Below are 20128 nucleotides of genomic sequence, written 5' to 3'. Positions count from 1 at the left end.
GACTACTCGACCGTCACCGATTTCGCGAGGTTGCGCGGCTGGTCGACGTCGAGCCCCTTCGCGGTGGCGAGCTCCATGGCGAACAGCTGCAGCGGCACCACGGTGAGCAGCGGCTCGAACAGCGGGGCGGCGAGCGGGATGCGGATGACCTCGTCGGCGAACGGCAGTACCGCCACGTCGCCCTCCTCGGCGATGGCGAGCACACGCGCGCCTCGTGCCCGGATCTCCTGGATGTTCGACACCACCTTCGCGTGCAGCGAGTTCGGGTCGCGGGGGCTCGGCACCACCACGAACACCGGCTGGCCGGGTTCGATGAGCGCGATCGGGCCGTGCTTCAGCTCGCCCGCGGCGAAGCCCTCCGCGTGGATGTAGGCGAGCTCCTTGAGCTTCAACGCACCCTCGAGCGCGATCGGGTAGCCCACGTGCCGGCCGAGGAAGAGCACGGCGCGGGAGTCCGACATCCACTTGGCCAGCTGCGTGATCTCGGGGGCGTTCTTCAGCACCCGGGCGATCTTCGCGGGGATGCTCTGCAGCTCGGCGAGCTGGTGGGCCCCGGTCGCCGCGTCGAGAGTGCCGCGCACCCGGCCGAGGTGAAGACCGAAGAGGTAGAGCGCCGTGATCTGCGCCACGAACGCCTTCGTCGACGCCACCGCCACCTCGGGCCCGGCGTGGGTGTACACCACGGCGTCGGACTCGCGGGCGATGGTCGCGCCCTGCGTGTTGCAGATGGAGAGCGTGCGCGCCCCGTTCGCGATGGCGTACTTCACCGCCATGAGCGTGTCCATGGTCTCGCCCGACTGACTGATCGACACCACCAGGGTGCGGGGCGTGAGCACGGGCTCGCGGTAGCGGAACTCGTGCGAGAGCTCCACCTCCACCGGGATGCGCGCCCACTTCTCGAGGGCGTACTTGCCGAGCAGGCCCGAGTAGCTCGCCGTGCCGCACGCGATCACGATGACACGGTCGATGTCGCGCAGCACCTCGTCGAGCTCCGCCAGCTCGGGCAGCACCACCTGGCCGTCGACCACGCGGCCGAGGATGGTGTTCGCCACGGCCTCGGGCTCCTCGCTGATCTCCTTCGCCATGAAGCTCGACCAGCCGCCCTTCTCGGCGGCCGAGGCGTCCCACGACACCTCGAACTCCTGGGCCTGCACCTCGGCGCCGTCGAAGTCGGTCACGGTCACGCTGTCGGGTGTGATGACGACGATCTGGTCCTGCCCGATGGCCACCGCGCGGCGGGTGTGCTCCACGAAGGCCGCCACGTCGGAGCCGAGGAAGTTCTCACCCTCGCCGAGCCCGATCACGAGCGGCGAGTTGCGGCGGGCGCCCACCACCACGCCCGGCTCGTCCTGGTGCAGGGCGAGCAGCGTGAAGGCGCCCTCGAGTCGCGACACCACCCGGGCGAGCGCGGCGGGCAGGCCGTCGCCCTGCTCGTACTCGCGGCCGAGCATCTTGGCCGCCACCTCGGTGTCGGTCTCGCTGTCGAAGGTGAAACCGTCGTCGAGCAACTCCTGCTTGAGGCTCGCGAAGTTCTCGATGATGCCGTTGTGGATGAGCGCGATGCGGCCGTCGGCCGAGAGGTGCGGATGCGCGTTGCCGTCGGTGGGGCCGCCGTGGGTGGCCCAGCGGGTGTGGCCGATGCCGGTGCCTCCGTCGGCCAACGGTCGCGCGGCGAGGTCGTCGGCCAGCACGGCGAGCTTGCCGGCGCGCTTGCGGGTGGAGAGGGTGCCGTCGTCGGCCACGACCGCCACACCCGCCGAGTCGTACCCGCGGTACTCCAGCCGGCGCAGGCCTCCGAGCAGCACCTCGAGGCTGCTGTTCGAGCCGACGTAACCCACGATTCCACACATGCGAGCGAGTCTAACCGAGGTGACGGGGCCCACCCTGGAAGGTGGATCGGGCATGATGGAGTCCTATGCCCGAATCCGCCGCCACCCCCGGAATCGCGCAGTTCAGCCCGTTCAGCGAGTTCGACCGGGCGCACTGGGCCGCCCTGGCTCCGTCGACCCCGCTGCCCCTGCAGGAGACCGAGATCGTGCAGCTGCGCGGTCTCGGCAACCCGCTCGACCTCACCGAGGTCACCGAGGTCTACCTGCCGCTGGCCCGGCTCATCAACCTCTACGCGGCCAACGCGAAGCGGTTGCACCGCGACACCAGCGACTTCCTCGGCGAGCGCTCGAAGTCGATGCCGTTCGTGATCGGCGTCGCCGGCTCGGTCGCTGTCGGCAAGTCGACCACCGCGCGCCTGTTGCGCGAGCTGCTGGCCCGCTGGTCGGACACCCCGCGCGTCGAGCTCGTCACCACCGACGGGTTCCTGCTGCCGAACGCCGAGCTCGCCCGCCGCGGTCTCATGCAGCGCAAGGGCTTCCCCGAGTCGTACGACCGGCGGGCGCTGTTGCGCTTCGTCACCGCGGTCAAGAGCGGCAACCCCGAGGTGCGCGCCCCGTTCTACTCCCACCTCAGCTACGACATCGTGCCCGAGGCGCAGGTGGTGGTGCGACAGCCCGACATCCTCATCGTGGAGGGGCTGAACGTGCTGCAGCCGCCGACGGCCAACCGGCTCGCGGTGAGCGACCTGTTCGACTTCTCCATCTACGTCGACGCCCGCACCCCCGACATCGCCGACTGGTACGTCAGCCGCTTCCTCGACCTGCAGCGCGGCGCCTTCGCCAACCCGCAGTCGTACTTCCACCGCTACGCGAGCCTGTCCGACACCGAGGCGCGCGACACGGCCCGGTCGATCTGGGAGTCCATCAACCTGCCCAACCTGATGGAGAACATCCGCCCCACCCGCTCACGGGCCACGCTGGTGCTGCGCAAGGACTCCGACCACAAGGTCAGCAAGGTGCTGCTGAGAAAGCTCTAGCCCTGTCGGTCGCCCGAGCGATCGCCCCGCGGATCAGCCGAACTGCTCCACACCGGTGGAGAGGCGCTGGCGCACCACCTCGGCGAGCGACTCGGCGATGCGGTCGGCCGTGGCCTGGTCGCCCGCCTCCACCATCACGCGCACGAGCGGCTCGGTGCCCGAGGGGCGCAGCAGCACGCGGCCGGTCTCACCGAGATCGGCCTCGGCCTCGGCCACGGCGGCGGCCAGCACGGTGTCGTTCGCCACTCCGTCGCGATCGACGCCGCGCACGTTCACGAGCGTCTGCGGGTAGACCTTCATCACGCCGGCGAGCTCGGCCAGGCTCTTGCGCGTGGCCGCCATGCGGCTGAGCAGTTGCAGACCGGTGAGGATGCCGTCGCCGGTGGTGGCGTGGTCGGCGAACACGATGTGCCCCGACTGCTCACCGCCGAGGCTCAGCTTCTTCTCGTTGATGGCCTCGAGCACGTAGCGGTCGCCCACCTTGGTCTCGAGCATCGTGATGCCGTGCTGGGCCATCGCCACGCGCAGCCCGAGGTTCGACATGACGGTCGCGACGAGCGTGTCCTGGCGGAGCGCGCCGCGCTCGGCCTGGGCGATCGCCAGGATCGCCATGATCTGGTCACCGTCCACGATGCGGCCCTCGGCGTCGACCGCCAGGCAGCGGTCGGCGTCGCCGTCGTGGGCGATGCCGACGTCGGCTCCCGCGGCCAGCACGGCCTCGGCGAGCTTCGCCAGGTGAGTCGACCCCACGCCGTCGTTGATGTTCATGCCGTCGGGATCGTTGCCGATGACGGTGATGCGGGCGCCGGCCTGGCTGAACGCCTCGGGTGAGACGCCGGCGGCGGCGCCGTGGGCGCAGTCGAGCACCACGTGCAACCCGTCGAGACGGTGCGTGAGGGTGGTGAGCAGGTGCACCACGTAGCGATCTTCTGCGTCGGCGAAACGGCGGATGCGGCCGATGCCGGCGCCGGTGGGCGCGAGGGGCGGATGCTCGAGCGCCGCTTCGATCGACAGCTCCACGTCGTCGGGCAGCTTGGTGCCGCCCGACGCGAAGAACTTGATGCCGTTGTCGGGCGCCGGGTTGTGGGAGGCCGAGATGACGACGCCGAAGTCGGCGCCGATGTCGGCGATCAGGAAGGCGGCGGCGGGGGTGGGCAGCACGCCCGCGTCGAGCACGTCGACGCCGGACGCGGCGAACCCGGCCGAGACGGCGGCGGCGATGAAGTCGCCGGACTGGCGGGGGTCGCGCGCGACCACCGCGACCGGGCGCCGCCCGGCGTCACGGGCGGCCGCGCCCAGAACCCGCGACCCCGCCTGCGCGATGCGCAAGGCGAGGTCTGCGGTGACGTCCTGGTTCGCGAGCCCACGCACCCCGTCGGTGCCGAAAAGGCGAGCCATAGGCTAAGCGTAGAGCCGAAGTGCGATCAGCGCTTCGAGAACTGCGAGGCCTTGCGCGCCTTCTTGAGACCGGCCTTCTTGCGCTCGATGACGCGGGCGTCACGGGTGAGGAAGCCGGCCTTCTTCAGCTGCGGGCGGTTGTTCTCGCGGTCGATCTCGTTGAGAGCGCGCGCGATGGCGAGGCGCAGGGCGCCCGCCTGGCCCGAGGGGCCGCCGCCGGTGATCTTCGCGACCACGTCGTAGGAGCCGATGAGGTCGAGCACCTTGAAGGGGTCGGTGATGAGCTGCTGGTGCAGCTTGTTCGGGAAGTAGTCCGCGAACTCACGGCCGTTGACCGTGAGGGTGCCGGCGCCGGGCACGAGGCGCACGCGGGCGATGGCCTGCTTGCGACGGCCGACGGCACCGCCGGACACGTTCAGGACGGCGCGGGGCGCACGGGGCGCCTCTTCGGCCGGGGTCTCGGTGGAGTAGCTCTCGGGAGCCACGTCAATCTGGTCTGCGATCTTCGCCACGGTGATAAGTCCTTTGTTGTCTGAGTCTCTGAGCGAACGCGGGACGCTACTGGGCGACCTGGTCGAGGGTGTACGGGGTGGGCTGCTGCGCGGCGTGCGGGTGCTCGGCGCCGGCGTACACCTTGAGCTTGCGGAACTGGTCGCGACCGAGGGCGGTCTTGGGGAGCATGCCGCGGATGGCCTTCTCGACCGCGCGCTCGGGGTTCTTCTCGAGCAGCTCGGCGTAACCGACCGCCTTGAGACCACCCGGGTAGCCCGAGTGACGGTAGGCCTTCTTCTGCGCGGCCTTCGCACCGGTGAGCGCCACCTTGTCGGCGTTCACGATGATGACGAAGTCGCCCATGTCCATGTGCGGGGTGAAGGTGGCCTTGTTCTTGCCGCGGAGGATGGCGGCGGCGTGGCTGGCCAGGCGGCCGAGAACGACGTCGGTGGCGTCGATGACGACCCAGCCGCGCTGGATCTCACTGGCCTTCGGGGTGTAGGTGCGCGTCACAGTAGTGCTGCTTTCTGTTCGAGTGAGGAGTTCGTGAATCCCGCTCCGGGAGGAGTTCGCGGCCGATGGCCGGGAACGCCCCAGTGGAGGGCTCAACATCGGATGCACGCGCAGCAAAGCACGCACACCAAAGAAAGAGAATACGCGATACCACCCCGGCGGTCAACCGAGCTCGCGACGCGCCCTCGTCTGCTCGGCCCGTATCCCGAGTTCCTCGTCGTCGGGGTAGCCCACCTCGGTGAGCACCAGACCCTTCGCGGGCATCACCAGGAAGCGGCTGGTGCGCTCTGCGGCATCGCGAAGCGCGACCAGCTCCTCCCCGCTGAGCGTTCCCGCGCCCACCGCCACGGTCGAGCCGACCAGGGCGCGCACCATGCTGTGACAGAAGGCGTCGGCCTGCAGCTGCGCGACGAGCACGCCCGACCCATCGCGTCGCCACCGGAACGCCTGCAGGGTGCGGATCGTGGTCGAGCCCTCGCGCGGCTTGCAGAAGCTGCCGTAGTCGTGCAGCCCGAGCAGGGCGGCGGCGGCCACGTCCATCGCCTCCACGTCGAGCTCGGCCGGGTGCCGCACCACCCGATGCCGCGTGAGCGGGTCACGGGGGGTGCGCGGGTCGGCGACCCGGTACTCGTAGCGCCGCCACACCGCCGAGAACCGGGCGTCGAAGCCCGCGGGGGCGAGCGAGCTGCGGTGCACCACCACGTCGGAGTCGGCGCCCAGCACCCCGTTCATCCGGCTCTCCAGGATGCGCGCCAGGGCTTCCGGAGGGAGCGCCCGGCCGTCGCTCCGGCGGGCGAGACTCTCCAACGCGACCTCGCCGAGGTCGAGGTGGGCCACCTGGCCGCTCGCGTGCACGCCCGCGTCGGTGCGCCCGGCGACCGTCACGAGCGGCGCGGGCGGATGCCGGCGGAAGAGCGTCGCGAGCACCTCTTCGACTACACCCTGCACCGTGCGCAGACCCGGCTGCCGGGCCCAGCCCGAGAAGGCGGTGCCGTCGTAGGCCAGGTCGAGCCGGATGCGGTGGAGGCCCGGCGCGTCGATCACGCGTGCCATCCTACGACGACGGCCCCGTCATCCTCTCGGATGCGGGGCCGTCGTGCGGTGGGGCGGGACGCTACTTGGCGTCCTTCTCCTCGGTCTCGGCGGGAGCCTCGTCGGCCGCGGCCTCAGCCTCGGGCTCGGTCGCCTCGGCCTCAGCAGCCTCGGTCTCCGCAGCGTCGGTCTCCTCCGCGGGAGCCTCGTCGGCGGCGGTCTCCTCGACAGGAGCCTCCTCGACGACCTCCTCGGCGGGCGCAGCCGGAGCGGCGGCCTTGGCGGCCGGCTTGCTCTTGGCCACGACGGGCTCGAGCACGAGCTCGATCTGCACCATCGAGGCGTTGTCGCCCTTGCGGAAGCCGAGCTTGGTGATGCGGGTGTAGCCACCGTCGCGCTCCGCGACGAGCGGGGCGATCTCGGTGAAGAGCTCGTGCACGACGGCCTTGTCGCCGATCACCGCGAGCACGCGACGACGGGCGTGCAGGTCACCGCGCTTGGCGAAGGTGATGAGGCGCTCGGCCAGCGGACGCATCCGCTTCGCCTTGGTCTCGGTGGTCTTGATGCTCTTGTGGGTGAACAGAGCGGCAGCCAGGTTGGCGAGCAGAAGGCGCTCGTGCGCCGGTCCGCCGCCGAGACGGGGTCCCTTGGTCGGCTTGGGCATGTCTTATCTCCAGGTGTGGGTCAGGTTGTCGGGTTGGTCAGCGGTGACGGGGCGTCTCAGACGTTCTCGTCGTCGTAGCCGCCGTAGAAGTGCGCGCCGTCGAACCCGGGAACCGTGTCCTTCAGCGACAGGCCGAGCTCGACGAGCTTGTCCTTCACCTCGTCGACCGACTTCTGGCCGAAGTTGCGGATGTTCATGAGCTGGGTCTCGCTGAGCGCGACGAGCTCCGAGACGGTGTTGATACCCTCGCGCTTGAGGCAGTTGTACGAGCGCACCGACAGGTCGAGGTCTTCGATCGGAACCGAGAGCTCGGAGGAGAGAACGGCGTCGACCGGCGCGGGGCCGATCTCGATGCCCTCGGCGGCCGAGTTGAGCTCGCGTGCCAGACCGAACAGCTCTGTGAGCGTGCGGCCGGCCGACGCGATGGCGTCGCGCGGCGAGATGGCCGGCTTCGTCTCGACGTCGACCACGAGGCGGTCGAAGTCGGTGCGCTCGCCGGCACGGGTGGCCTCGACGCGGTAGGTGACCTTCAGCACGGGCGAGTAGATCGAGTCGATCGGAATCTGGCCCGCCTCGGAGAACTCGCTGCGGTTCTGGGTGGCCGACACGTAGCCGCGGCCGCGCTCGATGATGAGCTCGAGCTCGAACTTCGCCTTGTCGTTGAGTGTGGCGATGACCAGCTCGGGGTTGTGGATCTCCACACCGGCCGGGGCCGAGATGTCGGCCGCGGTGACCTCGCCTGCCGCGTGCTTGCGGAGGTAGGCGGTGATCGGCTCGTCGTGCTCGGAGGAGACGACGAGGCCCTTGACGTTGAGGATGATCTCGGTCACGTCCTCCTTCACCCCGGGGATGGTGGAGAACTCGTGCAGCACGCCGTCGATGCGGATGCTCGTCACGGCCGCGCCGGGGATCGACGAGAGCAGGGTGCGGCGGAGCGAGTTGCCGAGGGTGTAGCCGAAGCCGGGCTCCAGCGGCTCGATGACGAACCGCGAGCGGAACTCCGAGATGTTCTCCTCGGTGAGAGTGGGGCGCTGTGCAATGAGCACTGTTATTCCTTTCGGCTGAGTGTCCGCTATATGACACTCACGTGGCGAGGTATTGAGTTGTGGGAAACCACTTCACCGGCAGAGCACGACGAACGTGCTCTGCCGGTGGTTCAGTGCTGAAAGGGCGTCACACGCGACGGCGCTTGGGCGGCCGGCAGCCGTTGTGCGCCTGGGGGGTCACGTCGTTGATCGAGCCCACCTCGAGGCCGGCGGCCTGCAGCGAGCGGATCGCGGTCTCGCGGCCGGAGCCCGGACCCTTCACGAACACGTCGACCTTCTTCATGCCGTGCTCCTGCGCCTGGCGGGCGGCCGACTCGGCGGCCAGCTGCGCGGCGAACGGGGTCGACTTGCGCGAGCCCTTGAAGCCGACGCCACCCGAGGAGGCCCAGCTGATGACCGCACCGGTGGTGTCGGTGATCGAGACGATCGTGTTGTTGAAGGTCGACTTGATGTGGGCCTGGCCCACGGCGACGTTCTTCTTCTCTTTCTTGCGCGGCTTGCGAACGGCCGACTTGGGGGTTGCCATAATTCTCTCCTGGTCCTGTCAGTCGGCGCTCTTAGCGGCCGGCCTTCTTCTTGCCGGCGACGGTGCGCTTCGGGCCCTTGCGGGTGCGAGCGTTGGTCTTGGTGCGCTGACCGCGGACCGGGAGGCCCTTACGGTGGCGGACGCCCTCGTACGAGCCGATCTCGACCTTGCGGCGGATGTCGGCGGCGACCTCGCGGCGGAGGTCACCCTCCACCTTGTAGTTGCCCTCGATGTAGTCGCGGAGGGCGACGAGCTGGTCGTCGGTGAGGTCTTTGACGCGGATGTCGCCCGAGATCTCGGTGTCGGCGAGGGTCTTGAGCGCGCGCGTGCGGCCCACCCCGTAGATGTAGGTCAGTGCGACTTCCACGCGCTTGTCGCGGGGGATGTCGACTCCTGCTAGACGTGCCATGGCGGCTATCTCCTGGTGATGAGTGGAGGTCTGCGACAGTGCCTGTGCCCCGGCCTCCTACCGGGGGTGTCCACGGCCCGGTTCGCACCGGGCCGCTTCTGGCACTGCCGTTGTATGGGTGGGACTAGCCCTGGCGCTGCTTGTGACGCGGGTTCGACTTGCAGATGACCATCACGCGGCCGTTGCGGCGGATGACGCGGCAGTGCTCGCAGATGGGCTTGACGCTGGGGTTGACCTTCATGTTCGTTTCTTTCTTCGCTGTCCTCGTACCGTGCGGGGTGCCGCTCGGCCGTTACTTTCCAGCAGCGTCCTACTTGTAGCGGTAGACGATCCGGCCACGGGTGAGGTCGTAGGGGCTCAGCTCCACGATCACGCGGTCCTCGGGGAGGATGCGGATGTAGTGCTGGCGCATCTTGCCCGAGATGTGGGCGAGAACCTTGTGGCCGTTCGTCAGCTCCACGCGGAACATCGCGTTGGGGAGAGCTTCGACGACTGCGCCCTCGATCTCGATTACACCGTCTTTCTTGGCCATAGCCTCACTGTCACTAAAATTGGATGTGCTGGTCATGCGGAGATCGGCTCATGCAAAATGGGCCGAAAACACCAAAGATCGAGCTTACACGAAGAAACGCCGCTTGACAATCAGCGGAACGCGTCGACCGATCGTATAGTGCCCACCAGCGCGGCGAAGAGCGGATGCCCGGGGGCGATGCCGCACACCTCCTCGGCGAAGGCCTCGGGTGGGAGGGTCGACAGCTTCTCGGCGAGCTCGGCGGTCTGCGGGTCGCTCGGCGCGTCAAAGCGCAGGGCGGAGCGCACCGCCCGCAACAGCGCCTCCGTGGGCAGCCCCCGCTCGGCGAGCTCGGCGGCGGGCCCGATGAACCGTTCGTGGCGCGAGATCTTGCGCAGCGGCTGCCGGCCCACACGCTCAGGAGTGTCGGAGAGGTAGGGATTGGCGAAGCGCACCAGGTTCTTCTCCAGGTACGCCTCCTGGGTGGCCGGATCGAACTCGTGCTTGGCCACCAGGAGCGCCTTGGTCTCCTCGAGCACCGCCTTCACCTCGGCGAACACCTCGGGGATCGAGAGGGCGTCGGCGAGCGTCGTCGCCCCCTCCACCCAGCCGTGGTAAGCGGTGGTGGCGTGGCCGGTGTTGACGGTGAAGAGCTTCCGCTCGATGTACGGCGCGAGCTCGGGCACGAAGTGCGCGTCGGGGATGACCGGCACGGCGGCGCCGAACGGCCCCTCCTCGATCGCCCACTCGAAGAAGTCCTCCACCGTCACGTCGAGGCCCGCATCCGGAGCCTGGTTCGGCACGATGCGGTCGACCGCGGTGTTGGCGAAGACGGCGCGGTCGAGAGCCGGCGACCCTTCGCCACCGTCGAGCCGGCTCACCACCTCAGCGCGCAGCAGGTCGGTGGCGTTGATGGCGTTCTCGCACGCCATGACCGCCAGGGGCGGGAGCGCGGCGTCGCGTGCGGCCAGTGCGCGGGCGATCACCGGCGCCACGAACTTCAGGATGGTGGGGCCGACCGCCGTGGTCACGATGTCGGCCGTCGCGATCTCGGCGACCACCGCATCCTCGTCGGTGCCGCTGTTCAGGGCGCGGTAGTTCGTCACGGTGCTGGTCGACGCGTTCTCGCCGACCGCGTGCACCTGGTAGGAGGTGCTGGCGGCGAGCGCGTCGATCAGCCCCGCGTTCACGTCGGCGAAGACGAGCTCGTAGCCGGCGTCGTGGAGGATGAGCCCCACGAACCCTCGTCCGATGTTGCCTGCGCCGAAGTGGACGGCCTTCATGGGTGCTCCCTGATTCTCTTACTCGTTGATGTCGCCGAGGATCTCGAGCACCTCGTCGGCGCTGCCGGCGGCGAGCAGCCTCGCCACCTCGTCCTCGTCGCTGAACACGATGGCGATCTTCGTGAGGATCTCCATGTGCCCGCCCTCCTTGCCGGCGATGCCGACCACGAAGCGCACCTCTTCGCCGCCCCAGTCGAGCGCCTCGTCGTACCGCACGAACGAGAGCGCGGAGGCGAGGATCGTGTCCTTGCCCTCGTTCGTGCCGTGCGGGATGGCGAGGAAGTTGCCCATGTACGTCGAGACCGTCGCCTCGCGCTGCAGCATGTACTCGAGGTAGTCGCCGGTGACGGCACCCGCGGCCACGAGGATGGCGGCCGCCTCGGCGATCGCGTCATCCTTCGTCTTCGCGGCACCCGACAGGTTGATCTGCGACGGTTCCAGAACGGACATGGGCCTCTCCCTCTGCTCGCGACGCCTACTCGGCGCCGCTCTGTTCCTTCAGCTTGGCCACGACCTCGTCGTAGCGGGGGCTGTTCATGAAGTTGTCCACCGACACGTGCTCGGCGCTCGGCGTGCGCTGCTGCGCCCGCGGAGTCAGCTCGCGCTGGGTGATGACGAGGTCGACGTCGTCCTCCAGGCTCGCGATCGCCTTGTTCACGACGGTCACCCCGTCGATGCCGGCCTTCTTGATCTTATTGCGGAGCACCGATGCGCCCATGGCGCTCGACCCCATCCCCGCGTCGCAGGCGAACACGATGTTCTTGATCGGACGGGTGTCGGTGAGCAGCGAGGTCTCCTCGGCCACCACCTCGGCGTCGCCGGCCGGCACGCCCTCGGCGCGCAGGTTGCCGAGCACGCTCGACTCCTTGCCCTTGTTCGCCTCGGTCTGCGCGATGGCGGCCGACAGGTCGCCCGCGGCGTCGCCCTTCTCCAGGTCGCGCTTGCGGCTGGCCCGCAGGATGACCGCGGTGATGAGGAACGACACGGTCGCCGAGAGGATGACCGAGAGGATGACGCCCACGTAGCTGTCGGGAGCGGTCATGGCGAGGATCGCGATGATCGAGCCGGGCGAAGCCGGAGCGCGGAGGCCGGTCTGGAAGAGCACGTTCACCAGCACGCCCGTGGCGCCACCGGCGATCGCGGCCAGGATGGTGAGCGGCTTCGACAGCACGTACGGGAAGTAGATCTCGTGGATGCCGCCGAAGAACTGGATGATCGCCGCACCGGGCGCGCTCGCCTTGGCCAGGCCGATGCCGAAGATCGCGAAGGCGAGCAGGATGCCGAGGCCGGGGCCGGGGTTCGCCTCGATGAGGAAGAGGATCGACTTGCCGGTCTGCTCCACCTGCTGGATGCCCAGCGGGGTGAACACGCCGTGGTTGATGGCGTTGTTGAGGAAGAGCACCTTGCCCGGCTCGACGAAGATCGACGCGAGCGGCAGGAGACCCAGGGTCACCAGCCAGTTCACGGCGGCCTCGAGGGCGGCCGAGAGGGCCTGGATGACCGGGGCGATGCCGAAGAACCCGGCGATCGCGAGCGCGCCGGCCAGGATGCCCGCCGAGAAGTTGTCGACCAGCATCTCGAAGCCGGCCTTGATCTTGCCGGCCCAGATCTTGTCGACCTGCTTGATCAGCCACGCGCCGAGCGGGCCCATGATCATGGCCCCGATGAACATCGGCACCGAGGCGCCGACGATCACACCCATGGTCGCGATGGTGCCGACCACGCCGCCGCGGGCGCCGTAGACCATGCGGCCACCGGTGTTCGCGATGAGCAGGGGCAGCAGGTAGGTGATCATCGGCCCGACCAGACCCACGTACTGCGGGAAGGTGGTGCCGTCCTCGGCCTGCGCGAGGGCGGTCGCAGCGCCCTGCCAGCCGATCAGGTCGGCGTTGCCGAAGCCGCCGAGGATGCCGTTCGGCAGCCAGCCGGTAGCGATGAAGAGGCTGGTGATGAGGCCCCAGGCGATGAACGCGGGGATGTTGGGCATGACCATGCCCGAGAGGAAGGTACCGAATCGCTGAACGCGAACCCGTGCCCCTCCCGGCTTGGTGGGTGACGTCGTTGTCATGACGGCTTCTCCGTTTCTTCTGTGATGGTGTTCAGGGGTGGTGCGAGGTAGGGGGTGCGGGGTGGTGCTGGTCTCACTTCGCCGCGGCAGCGGCGGTGACCGCGGCGCGGGCCTCGACGGCGCTCGACGCGGTGAGCGCGAGCTCGGCGAACGCGGTGGCCTGCTCGAGCGTGTACTGCCCGAGCTCGGCCCGCACGTCGGCGAGCGCAGACGGCGACATGGAGAGCGTGGTGGCGCCGAGGCCCACGAGCACGACCGCGAGCAGCGGGTCGGCCGCCGCCTCGCCGCAGATGCCCACGGGCTTGCCCGACGCACGGCCGGCCTTGCCCACCTCGCCCACGAGCTTCAGCACTGCGGGGTGCCACGGGTCCTGGAACGAGGCGACCGAGCCGAGCAGGCGGTCGGCGGCGAGGGTGTACTGCGTGAGGTCGTTGGTGCCGATGGAGGCGAAGTCGGCGTCGACCAGGATGCGGTCGGCGAGCAGGGCCGACGAGGGCACCTCCACCATCACCCCGGCCGTCTTGAGGCCGAGCTGGCGCGCGAGCGCCGTGAAGTAGCGGGTCTCCTCGACCGTCGAGACCATCGGGGCCATCACCCAGAGGTCGGCCTCGGTCTCGGCGTCGGCCGCCGCCAGGGCGGTGAGCTGGTCTCGCAGGATCGGCTCGTTGGCGCGCAGGGCGCGGAGGCCCCGGAGCCCCAGGGCGGGGTTCTCCTCCGAGGCGTCGTTGAGGAAGCTCAGCGGCTTGTCGGCTCCGGCGTCGAGGGCGCGCACGACCACCTTCTTGCCGGCGAAGGCCTGCAGCAGTCGCACGTACTGCGCCTTCTGCTCCTCCACGGTGGGAGCGGTCGCGGCATCGAGGAAGAGGAACTCGGTGCGGAACAGGCCCACGCCCTCCGCCCCCTTCTCCAGCGCGTCCTCGGCGCCGTCGGCGGAGCCGAGGTTCGCCAGCAGCGGCACGGCGGTGCCGTCGGCGAGGTGTCCGGGGCCGGTGGCGGCGTCGCGGGTCGCGGCGATCTCCGCAGCCTTGGCCTCGGCGGCGGCGCGCGCATCCGCATCCGGGTTCACCGTCACGGCGCCCGAGGCGGCGTCGACCACGACCTCGGTGCCGTCGGCCAGCGTGAGCGCATCCTTCACGCCCACGATCGCCACGATCGACTTCTCGCGGGCGAGGATGGCGGTGTGTGAGGTGGGTCCGCCGTCGCTGGTGACGAGCGCGAGCACCTTGTCGAGGTCGAGCAGGGCGGTGTCGGCCGGCGCGAGGTCGCGAGCGACGAGGATGAAGGGATGCTCGGGGTCGGGCACGCCGGGTGCGGGCACGCCGCGCAGGTGGGCCACCACGCGCTGCGACACGTCGTCGAGGTCGGTGGCGCGCTCGCCCATGTAGCCGCCCATGCTCACGAGCAGGTCGCGGAAGGAGGCGAAGGCTTCGAACACGGCGCGCTCAGCGGTCTTGCCGCCGTCGATGCGCACGCCGATGTCGTCGATCAGCGTGGGGTCTTCGGCCATGAAGGCCTGGGCCTCGAGCACGTCCTTGGCGGAACCGCCGGCCCGCTCGCCGCGGTGACGGATGATGGCGGCCGTGGCGGCGAGGGAGGCGCGGGCGCGCTCTTTCTCGGCGTCGGCACTCAGCGTGCTCGGGGTGTCGGCCGGCTCGGGGAGGGGGTCGGGCATCCGGAGCACGGTGCCGACGGCGATGCCCCGGCCGATGCCGGTGCCGGAGAGGTGGGTCGCGGCGGCCATCACTCGGCGTCCAGGTCGGTGGCGAGGAGAGTGGCGAGCTCGTCGAGCAGCTCGTCGGACGAGGGGGCGTCGGAGACCAACGTGACCGTGTCGCCCTGCTCGATGCCGAGGGAGATGACACCGAGGATGCTCGCGGCGTTCACGGCCTTGCCCTCGCCCTTGGCGATGGTGACGGGAACACCGGCCTTGGCGACGGCTTGGGTGAAGAGGGTCGCGGGGCGCGCGTGGAGTCCGTGGGCGGACGCCAGTTCGACGGTTCGTTGTGCCATGGTCGCTATCTCCTTAGATCTGCTCTGCCTTGAGCGTGTGGTGCGGGCCGCGCGGTGCGTCGAGCAGCCCGGTCACGAGGTCGGCCGTCTGCTCGGCGCCCTCCGGCCCGAACGCCGTGTCGGGAAGGAGCGCGGCCGGGACACCCTCCCGGGCGGCGCGTTCGTGCAGGGTGCCGAACTGCTCTCCGAGGTGGGGGCCGACCAGCAGAACGTCGGTGGCGCCGATCCGGTCGTCCAGGTCCGGCACCGTGCCGGCCTCGACGGTCAGATCGAGTCCGCGCGCCCGCAGGACGCGGCGCACCCGAAGTGCGAGGAACGTGCTCGATGCTCCTGCACCGCAGATGATGAGCACCTTGTCCACACACGCCTCCTCGCGTTCTGCTTCGATCTGTACCATCGTCGGCCAACCATGCACACGCATCCAGCAGCTTTCCTTCCGCACCCCCGGAAGGCCGCCGCCAGCGTTTAGGCTGTGGGGGTAATGAGTGCGAAGCACGAGAGACTGCTGGAGTTCCTGGCCGAGACCGACGATTGGGTGACGGCCGGAGAACTCGCGGACCGGCTCGGCGTCACCACCCGCAGCGTGCGCAGCTACGTGACGAGCGTGAAGTCGGCCGCGAAGCCGCTCGACGTCATCGCCTCCTCCACCAGCGGCTACCGCCTCAACCGCGAGGCCTACGCCTCGTTCGTGGGCGGGCTGCGGTCACGGGATGCGCCCCGCGAGCGGGTGCACCACGTCATCCGGCGGCTCGGCGACTCCCCCACGGGCATCGACGTGTACGAGATCGCCGCTGAGCTGTACGTGAGCGAATCGACCGTCGAGTCCGACCTCCGCAAGGCGAAGCTTCTCGTCGAGGAGGCGGGCCTCTCGCTCGTGCGCCGAGGCTCGGTCGTGACCCTCGAGGGCAGCGAGCTCAACCGGCGGCGGCTGCTCAGCCGCATCTTCCGCGACGAGAGCGCGCAGGGCTTCCTCGACCTCGAGAACATCCAGCGGGAGTTCTCGTCGAAGAACCTCGCCGCGTTCAAGTCGTCGTTGCTCACGATGCTCGACGGCAACGGCTACTTCGTCAACGAGTACTCGATCAACAACGTGCTGCTGCACCTGGCGATCGCGGTCGACCGCGCGGCCAAGAACCAGCCCATCGACATCGCCGACGAGTCGGAGCTCTCGGAGACCATCCGGTCGATCGCCGATCAGCTCGACGCGCTCGTGCGCTCCCACTTCGGCTCGGGCCTCGGGCGCCGCGAGCTGGTGTACCTCTCGGTGCTGCTCACCACGCGGGTGCTCACTCCCGGCCACGACGAGAGCGCCGAGAGCATCGCCGACAGCTACCTCGACCCCGACGACCTGGCCGACATGCGGCGCATCGTCGCGCTGGCGAGCGAGGAGTACCTGGTCGACCTCGACGACGAGGACTTCATCGTGCGGCTGTCGTTGCACATCCGGAACCTGGTGGCGCGTGCCGCGGAGAACTCGTACTCGCGCAACCCCATGACGCGGTCGATCAAGGGGTCGTACCCCATGATCTACGAGCTCGCGGTGTTCATCGCGAGCCAGGTGCAGCGGCGGCACGCCATCACGGTGAACGACGACGAGATCGCCTACATCGCGCTGCACGTGGGGTCGTACCTGGAGCGGCAGAACCTGCGCGAGGAGCGCGTGAGCTGCGCGATCGTGTGCCCGGGGTACTACGACATGCACCTCATGCTGCGCAAGAAGCTCGAGGCCGAGCTCGGTGGCGAGCTGCAGGTCGACGTGGTCATCACGCGGGCCGACGTGGACTGGTCGGCGCTGTCGTCGGACATCGTCGTCACCACCATCCCCGTGCCGGCGGCGCGCGACAACGTGGTGGTCATCCAGCCGTTCCTCACCGACGCCGATGTGGAGGCGGTGCGCCGGGCGATCACCACGGTGCGGCGGCACCGGCGGCGCATGGAGATCAAGGACCAGCTGCTGCAGTACTTCGACGAGCGGCTGTTCTGGCGCAATCTGCACGCGGGATCGGAGGCGGCGATGATCCGCTCGCTCGGCGCGTCGATGGAGGCGCTCGGCGTGATCGACTCCAGCTACGTGGAGGGTGCGATCGAGCGTGAGGCGATGTCGTCGACCGCGTTCACCGACACCATCGCGGTGCCGCACGCCATGTCGATGAGCGCGTCGCGCACCGCCATCGCGATCGTGGTGAACGAGACGCCGATGGCTTGGGGCGAGAACCGCGTCAACGTGATCGCCCTCATCGCCTTCAGCGAGGGCGGGCGCCGCGCCTTCCAGTCGGTGTTCGACCAGCTCGTCGAAGTCTTCTCCGACCGCGACGACGTGCAGCGCATCGTGCGCCGCGCCACCGACTTCCCCTCCTTCATCGACGAACTCGTCCACATCATGGACACCTGACCCGCGATCGGGCAGCGGTACGTCGCCGTCAGGGTCAGGGGATGGGGACGGGGGTGATTCCGAGGGGGGCGAGGGCCGAGGCGCCGCCGTCGGGGGAGGTGAGCACCCAGATGCCGTCGGCGTGCACGGCGACGGAGTGCTCCCAGTGGGAGGCCATGCTGCCGTCGGCCGAGGCGACGGTCCAGTCGTCGTCGCGGGTGTAGGTCTCCGTGGTGCCGGCCGTGATCATCGGCTCGATCGCCACCACGAGCCCGGGCTTCACCTCGGGGCCCCGCTGGCGCACCCGGTAGTTGAACACGGGCGGCTCTTCGTGCATGCTGCGGCCGATGCCGTGCCCGATGTAGTCGGTCAGGATGCCGTACACGGCTCCCGATGCCACCGACGGGTGCGACTCCACGAACTCCTCGATCGCCTCCCCCACCTCGTTGAGGTGCCGGGCGCTCGCGAGGCGGGCGATGCCGTGCCAGAGCGCCTGCTCGGTGACCTCGGAGAGCAGCTGTCGCTCGGCCACAAGCTCCGGCCGAGACGGGTCGTCGAGCACGATCGTGATGGCGGAGTCGCCGTTCCAGCCGCCCACGTCGGCTCCGCTGTCGATCGACACAATGTCGCCGGGCTGCAGCACCCGGTCGCCGGGGATCCCATGCACGATGTCGTCATTCACCGAGGTGCACACGGTGTGCGCGTAGCCCGGCACCATCTGGAAGTTCGACACTCCCCCGCGCGCCCGGATCGCCTCGTCCGCGATGCGGTCCAGCTCGAGCGTCGTGATGCCCGGGCGGATCGCGGCGCGCACGGCCTCCAGCGAGGCGGAGGTCACGAGTCCAGGCTCGACCATCAGCCGCAGTTCGGCGGGTGTCTTGTAGATGCCCTTCTTACGCCCGATCATGCGGGAACCCCCGTCACAGGGCGGCGAGAGCGGCGACGATGCGCCCGGTGACCTCGTCGATCTCGCCGAGGCCGTCGACCTCCACCACCAGGTCGCGGCTCGCGTACACCTGGATGAGCGGCGCGGTCTGCTCGGCGTACACGTCGAGGCGCTTGCGGATGACCTCTTCGGTGTCGTCGCTTCGGCCCTGCTCGGCGGCGCGGCCGAGCAGGCGGCGCACCACCTCGTCGGTGTCGGCGGTGAGCACGACGACCGCGTCGAGCGAGAGCCCGTCGACCCCGAGCATCCCGTCGAGCTCCTCCACCTGCTGCAGCGTGCGCGGGTAGCCGTCGAGCAGGAAGCCGTCGGCGACGTCGGGCTGAGAGAGCCGGTCGCGCACGAGGTCGTTGGTGAGCTCGTCGGGCACGTACTGGCCCGCATCCATGTAGCCCTTGGCCTTCACGCCGAGCTCGGTGCCGTTCTTCACGTTCTCGCGGAAGATGTCTCCGGTGGAGACGGCCGGGATGCCGTAGCTGGCCGACAGACGAGTCGCCTGGGTGCCCTTGCCGGCGCCGGGAGGGCCGACCAGCAGGAGTCGCAGGCCGGTGGAAGAGGTGTCGGGTGCACCGTCGCTCATCGGAGAAGCCCTTCGTAGTGCCGCTGCTGCAGCTGCGAGTCGATCTGCTTCACCGTCTCGAGGCCGACACCCACGATGATGAGGATGGAGGCGCCACCGAACGGGAAGTTCTGGTTCGCACCCACCGCCACCAGCGCGATGAGCGGCAGCAGGGCGATGAGACCGAGATAGATCGAACCCGGCAGGGTGATGCGGGTCAGCACGTAGTCGAGGTACTCCGCGGTCGGGCGCCCGGCACGGATGCCGGGGATGAACCCGCCGAACTTCTTCATGTTGTCGGCGACCTCTTCGGGGTTGAACGTGATAGCCACGTAGAAGTAGGTGAAGCCCACGATGAGCAGGAAGTACAGCAGCATGTAGAGCGGGTGGTCGCCGCGCACGAGGTAGTTGTTGATCCAGGTGACCCAGCCGGCGGGCTCCTGCCCGGCCTGCGGCTGGTTGAACTGGGCGATCAGCGCCGGCAGGTACAGCAGCGACGACGCGAAGATGACCGGCACCACACCCGCCATGTTCACCTTGATCGGGATGTAGGTGTTGTTGCCGCCATAGGTGCGCCGGCCGACGACACGCTTGGCGTACTGCACCGGGATGCGGCGTTGCGAGAGCTCGACGAACACCACGAGGGCGACCACCACGATTCCGACGGCCAAGACCAGCAGGAAGGTCTCGAAGCTCTGGGTCTCGGCGATGAGCCACAGCGACGACGGGAAGGTGGAGGCGATCGAGGTGAAGATGAGCAGCGACATGCCGTTGCCGATGCCGCGCTCGGTGATGAGCTCACCCATCCACATGATGACGCCGGTGCCGGCCGTCATGGTGATGACCATGAGCAGGATGGCGTACCAGGCGTCGTTGGTGATGAGCTGGCCGCACTCGGCCACGGTGGAGGTGCCGAAGAGCGCACCCGAGCGGGCCACCGTGATGAGGGTGGTGGACTGCAGCACGCCCAGCGCGATGGTGAGGTAGCGGGTGTACTGCGTCAGGCGGCTCTGGCCGGCCTGGCCCTCTTTGTAGAGGGTCTCGAAGTGGGGGATGACCACGCGCAGCAGCTGCACGATGATCGAGGCCGTGATGTACGGCATGATGCCCAGCGCGAAGATGGACAGCTGGAGGAGCGCGCCACCCGAGAAGAGGTTGACGAGCTCGTAGAGGCCCGAGGTGCCCTGGTTGGCGGCCAGACAGGTCTGCACGTTACCGAAGTCGACGAACGGCGCGGGGATGAACGATCCCAGTCGGAACAGCGCGACGATGCCGAGCGTGAAGCCGATCTTCCTACGGAGATCCGGAGTGCGGAAGATCCGCGCGACGGCTTTGAACAAAAAGGGCCTCCTGCGTTCGTGTGGCTCAATGCCAAGAATGCCGGTGACCCGATTCGTGGCCTCGACAGGCTACCTCATTCTGATGAGGCGACTGTGT

Annotated in this window: 22 protein-coding genes; 2 read left to right on the top strand and 20 right to left on the bottom strand. The window is 69.1% G+C overall.

The features are described from left to right. Positions 1-2: 2 nt before the first annotated feature. Positions 3-1850 (bottom strand): glutamine--fructose-6-phosphate transaminase (isomerizing), encoded by a 1848-nt coding sequence (gene glmS / locus N1031_RS12430; RefSeq protein ID WP_259480012.1) that lies wholly within the window; start codon positions 1848-1850, stop codon positions 3-5. 65 nt (positions 1851-1915) lie between these two features. On the opposite strand from glmS, the gene coaA reads away from it, so the two are divergent. After that, a complete protein-coding gene (coaA, locus tag N1031_RS12425) occupies positions 1916-2866 on the top strand; it encodes a type I pantothenate kinase (RefSeq protein ID WP_259480011.1) in 951 nt (316 codons plus the stop codon). A 33-nt stretch (positions 2867-2899) separates the two neighbouring features. On the opposite strand, the gene glmM is transcribed toward coaA, so the two are convergent. From glmM to N1031_RS12345, 16 genes are all read right to left on the bottom strand, one after another. Next, positions 2900-4264 (bottom strand): phosphoglucosamine mutase, encoded by a 1365-nt coding sequence (glmM, locus tag N1031_RS12420; RefSeq protein ID WP_259480010.1) that lies wholly within the window; start codon positions 4262-4264, stop codon positions 2900-2902. A 26-nt stretch (positions 4265-4290) separates the two neighbouring features. After that, the gene (rpsI, locus tag N1031_RS12415; protein ID WP_259480008.1) at positions 4291-4776 is read right to left on the bottom strand and encodes a 30S ribosomal protein S9; all 486 of its coding nucleotides are present in this window, start codon (positions 4774-4776) and stop codon (positions 4291-4293) included. A 46-nt stretch (positions 4777-4822) separates the two neighbouring features. Then, positions 4823-5269 (bottom strand): 50S ribosomal protein L13, encoded by a 447-nt coding sequence (gene rplM, locus N1031_RS12410; protein WP_259480006.1) that lies wholly within the window; start codon positions 5267-5269, stop codon positions 4823-4825. A 162-nt stretch (positions 5270-5431) separates the two neighbouring features. Beyond that, positions 5432-6313 (bottom strand): tRNA pseudouridine synthase A, encoded by an 882-nt coding sequence (locus N1031_RS12405; RefSeq protein WP_259480004.1) that lies wholly within the window; start codon positions 6311-6313, stop codon positions 5432-5434. A 70-nt stretch (positions 6314-6383) separates the two neighbouring features. Further along, entirely contained in the window at positions 6384-6965 is a 582-nt protein-coding gene (gene rplQ, locus N1031_RS12400; protein ID WP_259480002.1) for a 50S ribosomal protein L17, read from the bottom strand. Between the two features lie 56 nt (positions 6966-7021). Then, positions 7022-8011: a DNA-directed RNA polymerase subunit alpha gene (locus N1031_RS12395; RefSeq protein WP_259480000.1), complete on the bottom strand. Its 990-nt coding sequence runs from the start codon at positions 8009-8011 to the stop codon at positions 7022-7024. A gap of 127 nt (positions 8012-8138) precedes the next feature. Next, on the bottom strand, positions 8139-8537 hold the full coding sequence (gene rpsK / locus N1031_RS12390) for a 30S ribosomal protein S11 (protein ID WP_022896808.1): 399 nt from the start codon (positions 8535-8537) through the stop codon (positions 8139-8141). Positions 8538-8568: 31 nt separating this feature from the next. Further along, complete coding sequence (gene rpsM / locus N1031_RS12385) at positions 8569-8946, bottom strand: 30S ribosomal protein S13 (protein ID WP_171703640.1); 378 nt, start codon at positions 8944-8946, stop codon at positions 8569-8571. Between the two features lie 124 nt (positions 8947-9070). Continuing rightward, the gene (gene rpmJ, locus N1031_RS12380; RefSeq protein ID WP_022898361.1) at positions 9071-9187 is read right to left on the bottom strand and encodes a 50S ribosomal protein L36; all 117 of its coding nucleotides are present in this window, start codon (positions 9185-9187) and stop codon (positions 9071-9073) included. A gap of 69 nt (positions 9188-9256) precedes the next feature. Then, complete coding sequence (gene infA / locus N1031_RS12375; protein ID WP_022883252.1) at positions 9257-9478, bottom strand: translation initiation factor IF-1; 222 nt, start codon at positions 9476-9478, stop codon at positions 9257-9259. 110 nt (positions 9479-9588) lie between these two features. Then, positions 9589-10740 (bottom strand): mannitol-1-phosphate 5-dehydrogenase, encoded by a 1152-nt coding sequence (locus N1031_RS12370; protein ID WP_259479981.1) that lies wholly within the window; start codon positions 10738-10740, stop codon positions 9589-9591. An 18-nt stretch (positions 10741-10758) separates the two neighbouring features. Next, complete coding sequence (locus N1031_RS12365) at positions 10759-11190, bottom strand: PTS mannitol transporter subunit IIA (RefSeq protein WP_259479980.1); 432 nt, start codon at positions 11188-11190, stop codon at positions 10759-10761. 25 nt (positions 11191-11215) lie between these two features. Further along, positions 11216-12808 (bottom strand): PTS mannitol transporter subunit IIBC, encoded by a 1593-nt coding sequence (locus N1031_RS12360; protein WP_259479979.1) that lies wholly within the window; start codon positions 12806-12808, stop codon positions 11216-11218. Positions 12809-12881: 73 nt separating this feature from the next. Beyond that, positions 12882-14480, bottom strand: coding sequence for a phosphoenolpyruvate--protein phosphotransferase (gene ptsP / locus N1031_RS12355; protein ID WP_375163641.1), 1599 nt, complete (start codon positions 14478-14480; stop codon positions 12882-12884). A 68-nt stretch (positions 14481-14548) separates the two neighbouring features. Then, positions 14549-14818: an HPr family phosphocarrier protein gene (locus N1031_RS12350; RefSeq protein ID WP_259479977.1), complete on the bottom strand. Its 270-nt coding sequence runs from the start codon at positions 14816-14818 to the stop codon at positions 14549-14551. Positions 14819-14831: 13 nt separating this feature from the next. Beyond that, the gene (locus N1031_RS12345; protein WP_259479976.1) at positions 14832-15179 is read right to left on the bottom strand and encodes a PTS sugar transporter subunit IIB; all 348 of its coding nucleotides are present in this window, start codon (positions 15177-15179) and stop codon (positions 14832-14834) included. Between the two features lie 120 nt (positions 15180-15299). Here N1031_RS12345 and N1031_RS12340 point away from each other — a divergent pair, with 120 nt between their 5' ends. Next, complete coding sequence (locus N1031_RS12340) at positions 15300-17210, top strand: BglG family transcription antiterminator (protein WP_259479974.1); 1911 nt, start codon at positions 15300-15302, stop codon at positions 17208-17210. Between the two features lie 34 nt (positions 17211-17244). Here the strand turns inward: N1031_RS12340 and map are convergent, their stop codons facing one another. The 3 genes from map to secY are packed head-to-tail and all read right to left on the bottom strand — an operon-like array spanning position 17245 to position 20031. After that, positions 17245-18096 carry a type I methionyl aminopeptidase gene (gene map, locus N1031_RS12335; RefSeq protein ID WP_259479972.1) on the bottom strand — a complete coding sequence of 284 codons (852 nt, stop codon included), beginning with the start codon at positions 18094-18096 and terminating at the stop codon, positions 17245-17247. A gap of 13 nt (positions 18097-18109) precedes the next feature. Beyond that, on the bottom strand, positions 18110-18712 hold the full coding sequence (locus N1031_RS12330) for an adenylate kinase (RefSeq protein WP_259479970.1): 603 nt from the start codon (positions 18710-18712) through the stop codon (positions 18110-18112). Then, positions 18709-20031: a preprotein translocase subunit SecY gene (secY, locus tag N1031_RS12325; protein WP_259479968.1), complete on the bottom strand. Its 1323-nt coding sequence runs from the start codon at positions 20029-20031 to the stop codon at positions 18709-18711. The genes N1031_RS12330 and secY overlap by 4 nt, the downstream gene beginning before the upstream one ends. Positions 20032-20128 lie beyond the last annotated feature (97 nt).

Origin of the sequence: Herbiconiux moechotypicola (assembly GCF_024979255.1) — a bacterium.
GTDB lineage: Bacteria > Actinomycetota > Actinomycetes > Actinomycetales > Microbacteriaceae > Herbiconiux > Herbiconiux moechotypicola.
Note: the sequence above shows the minus strand (reverse complement) of the source record. Positions and strands in the feature narration are given on the sequence as shown.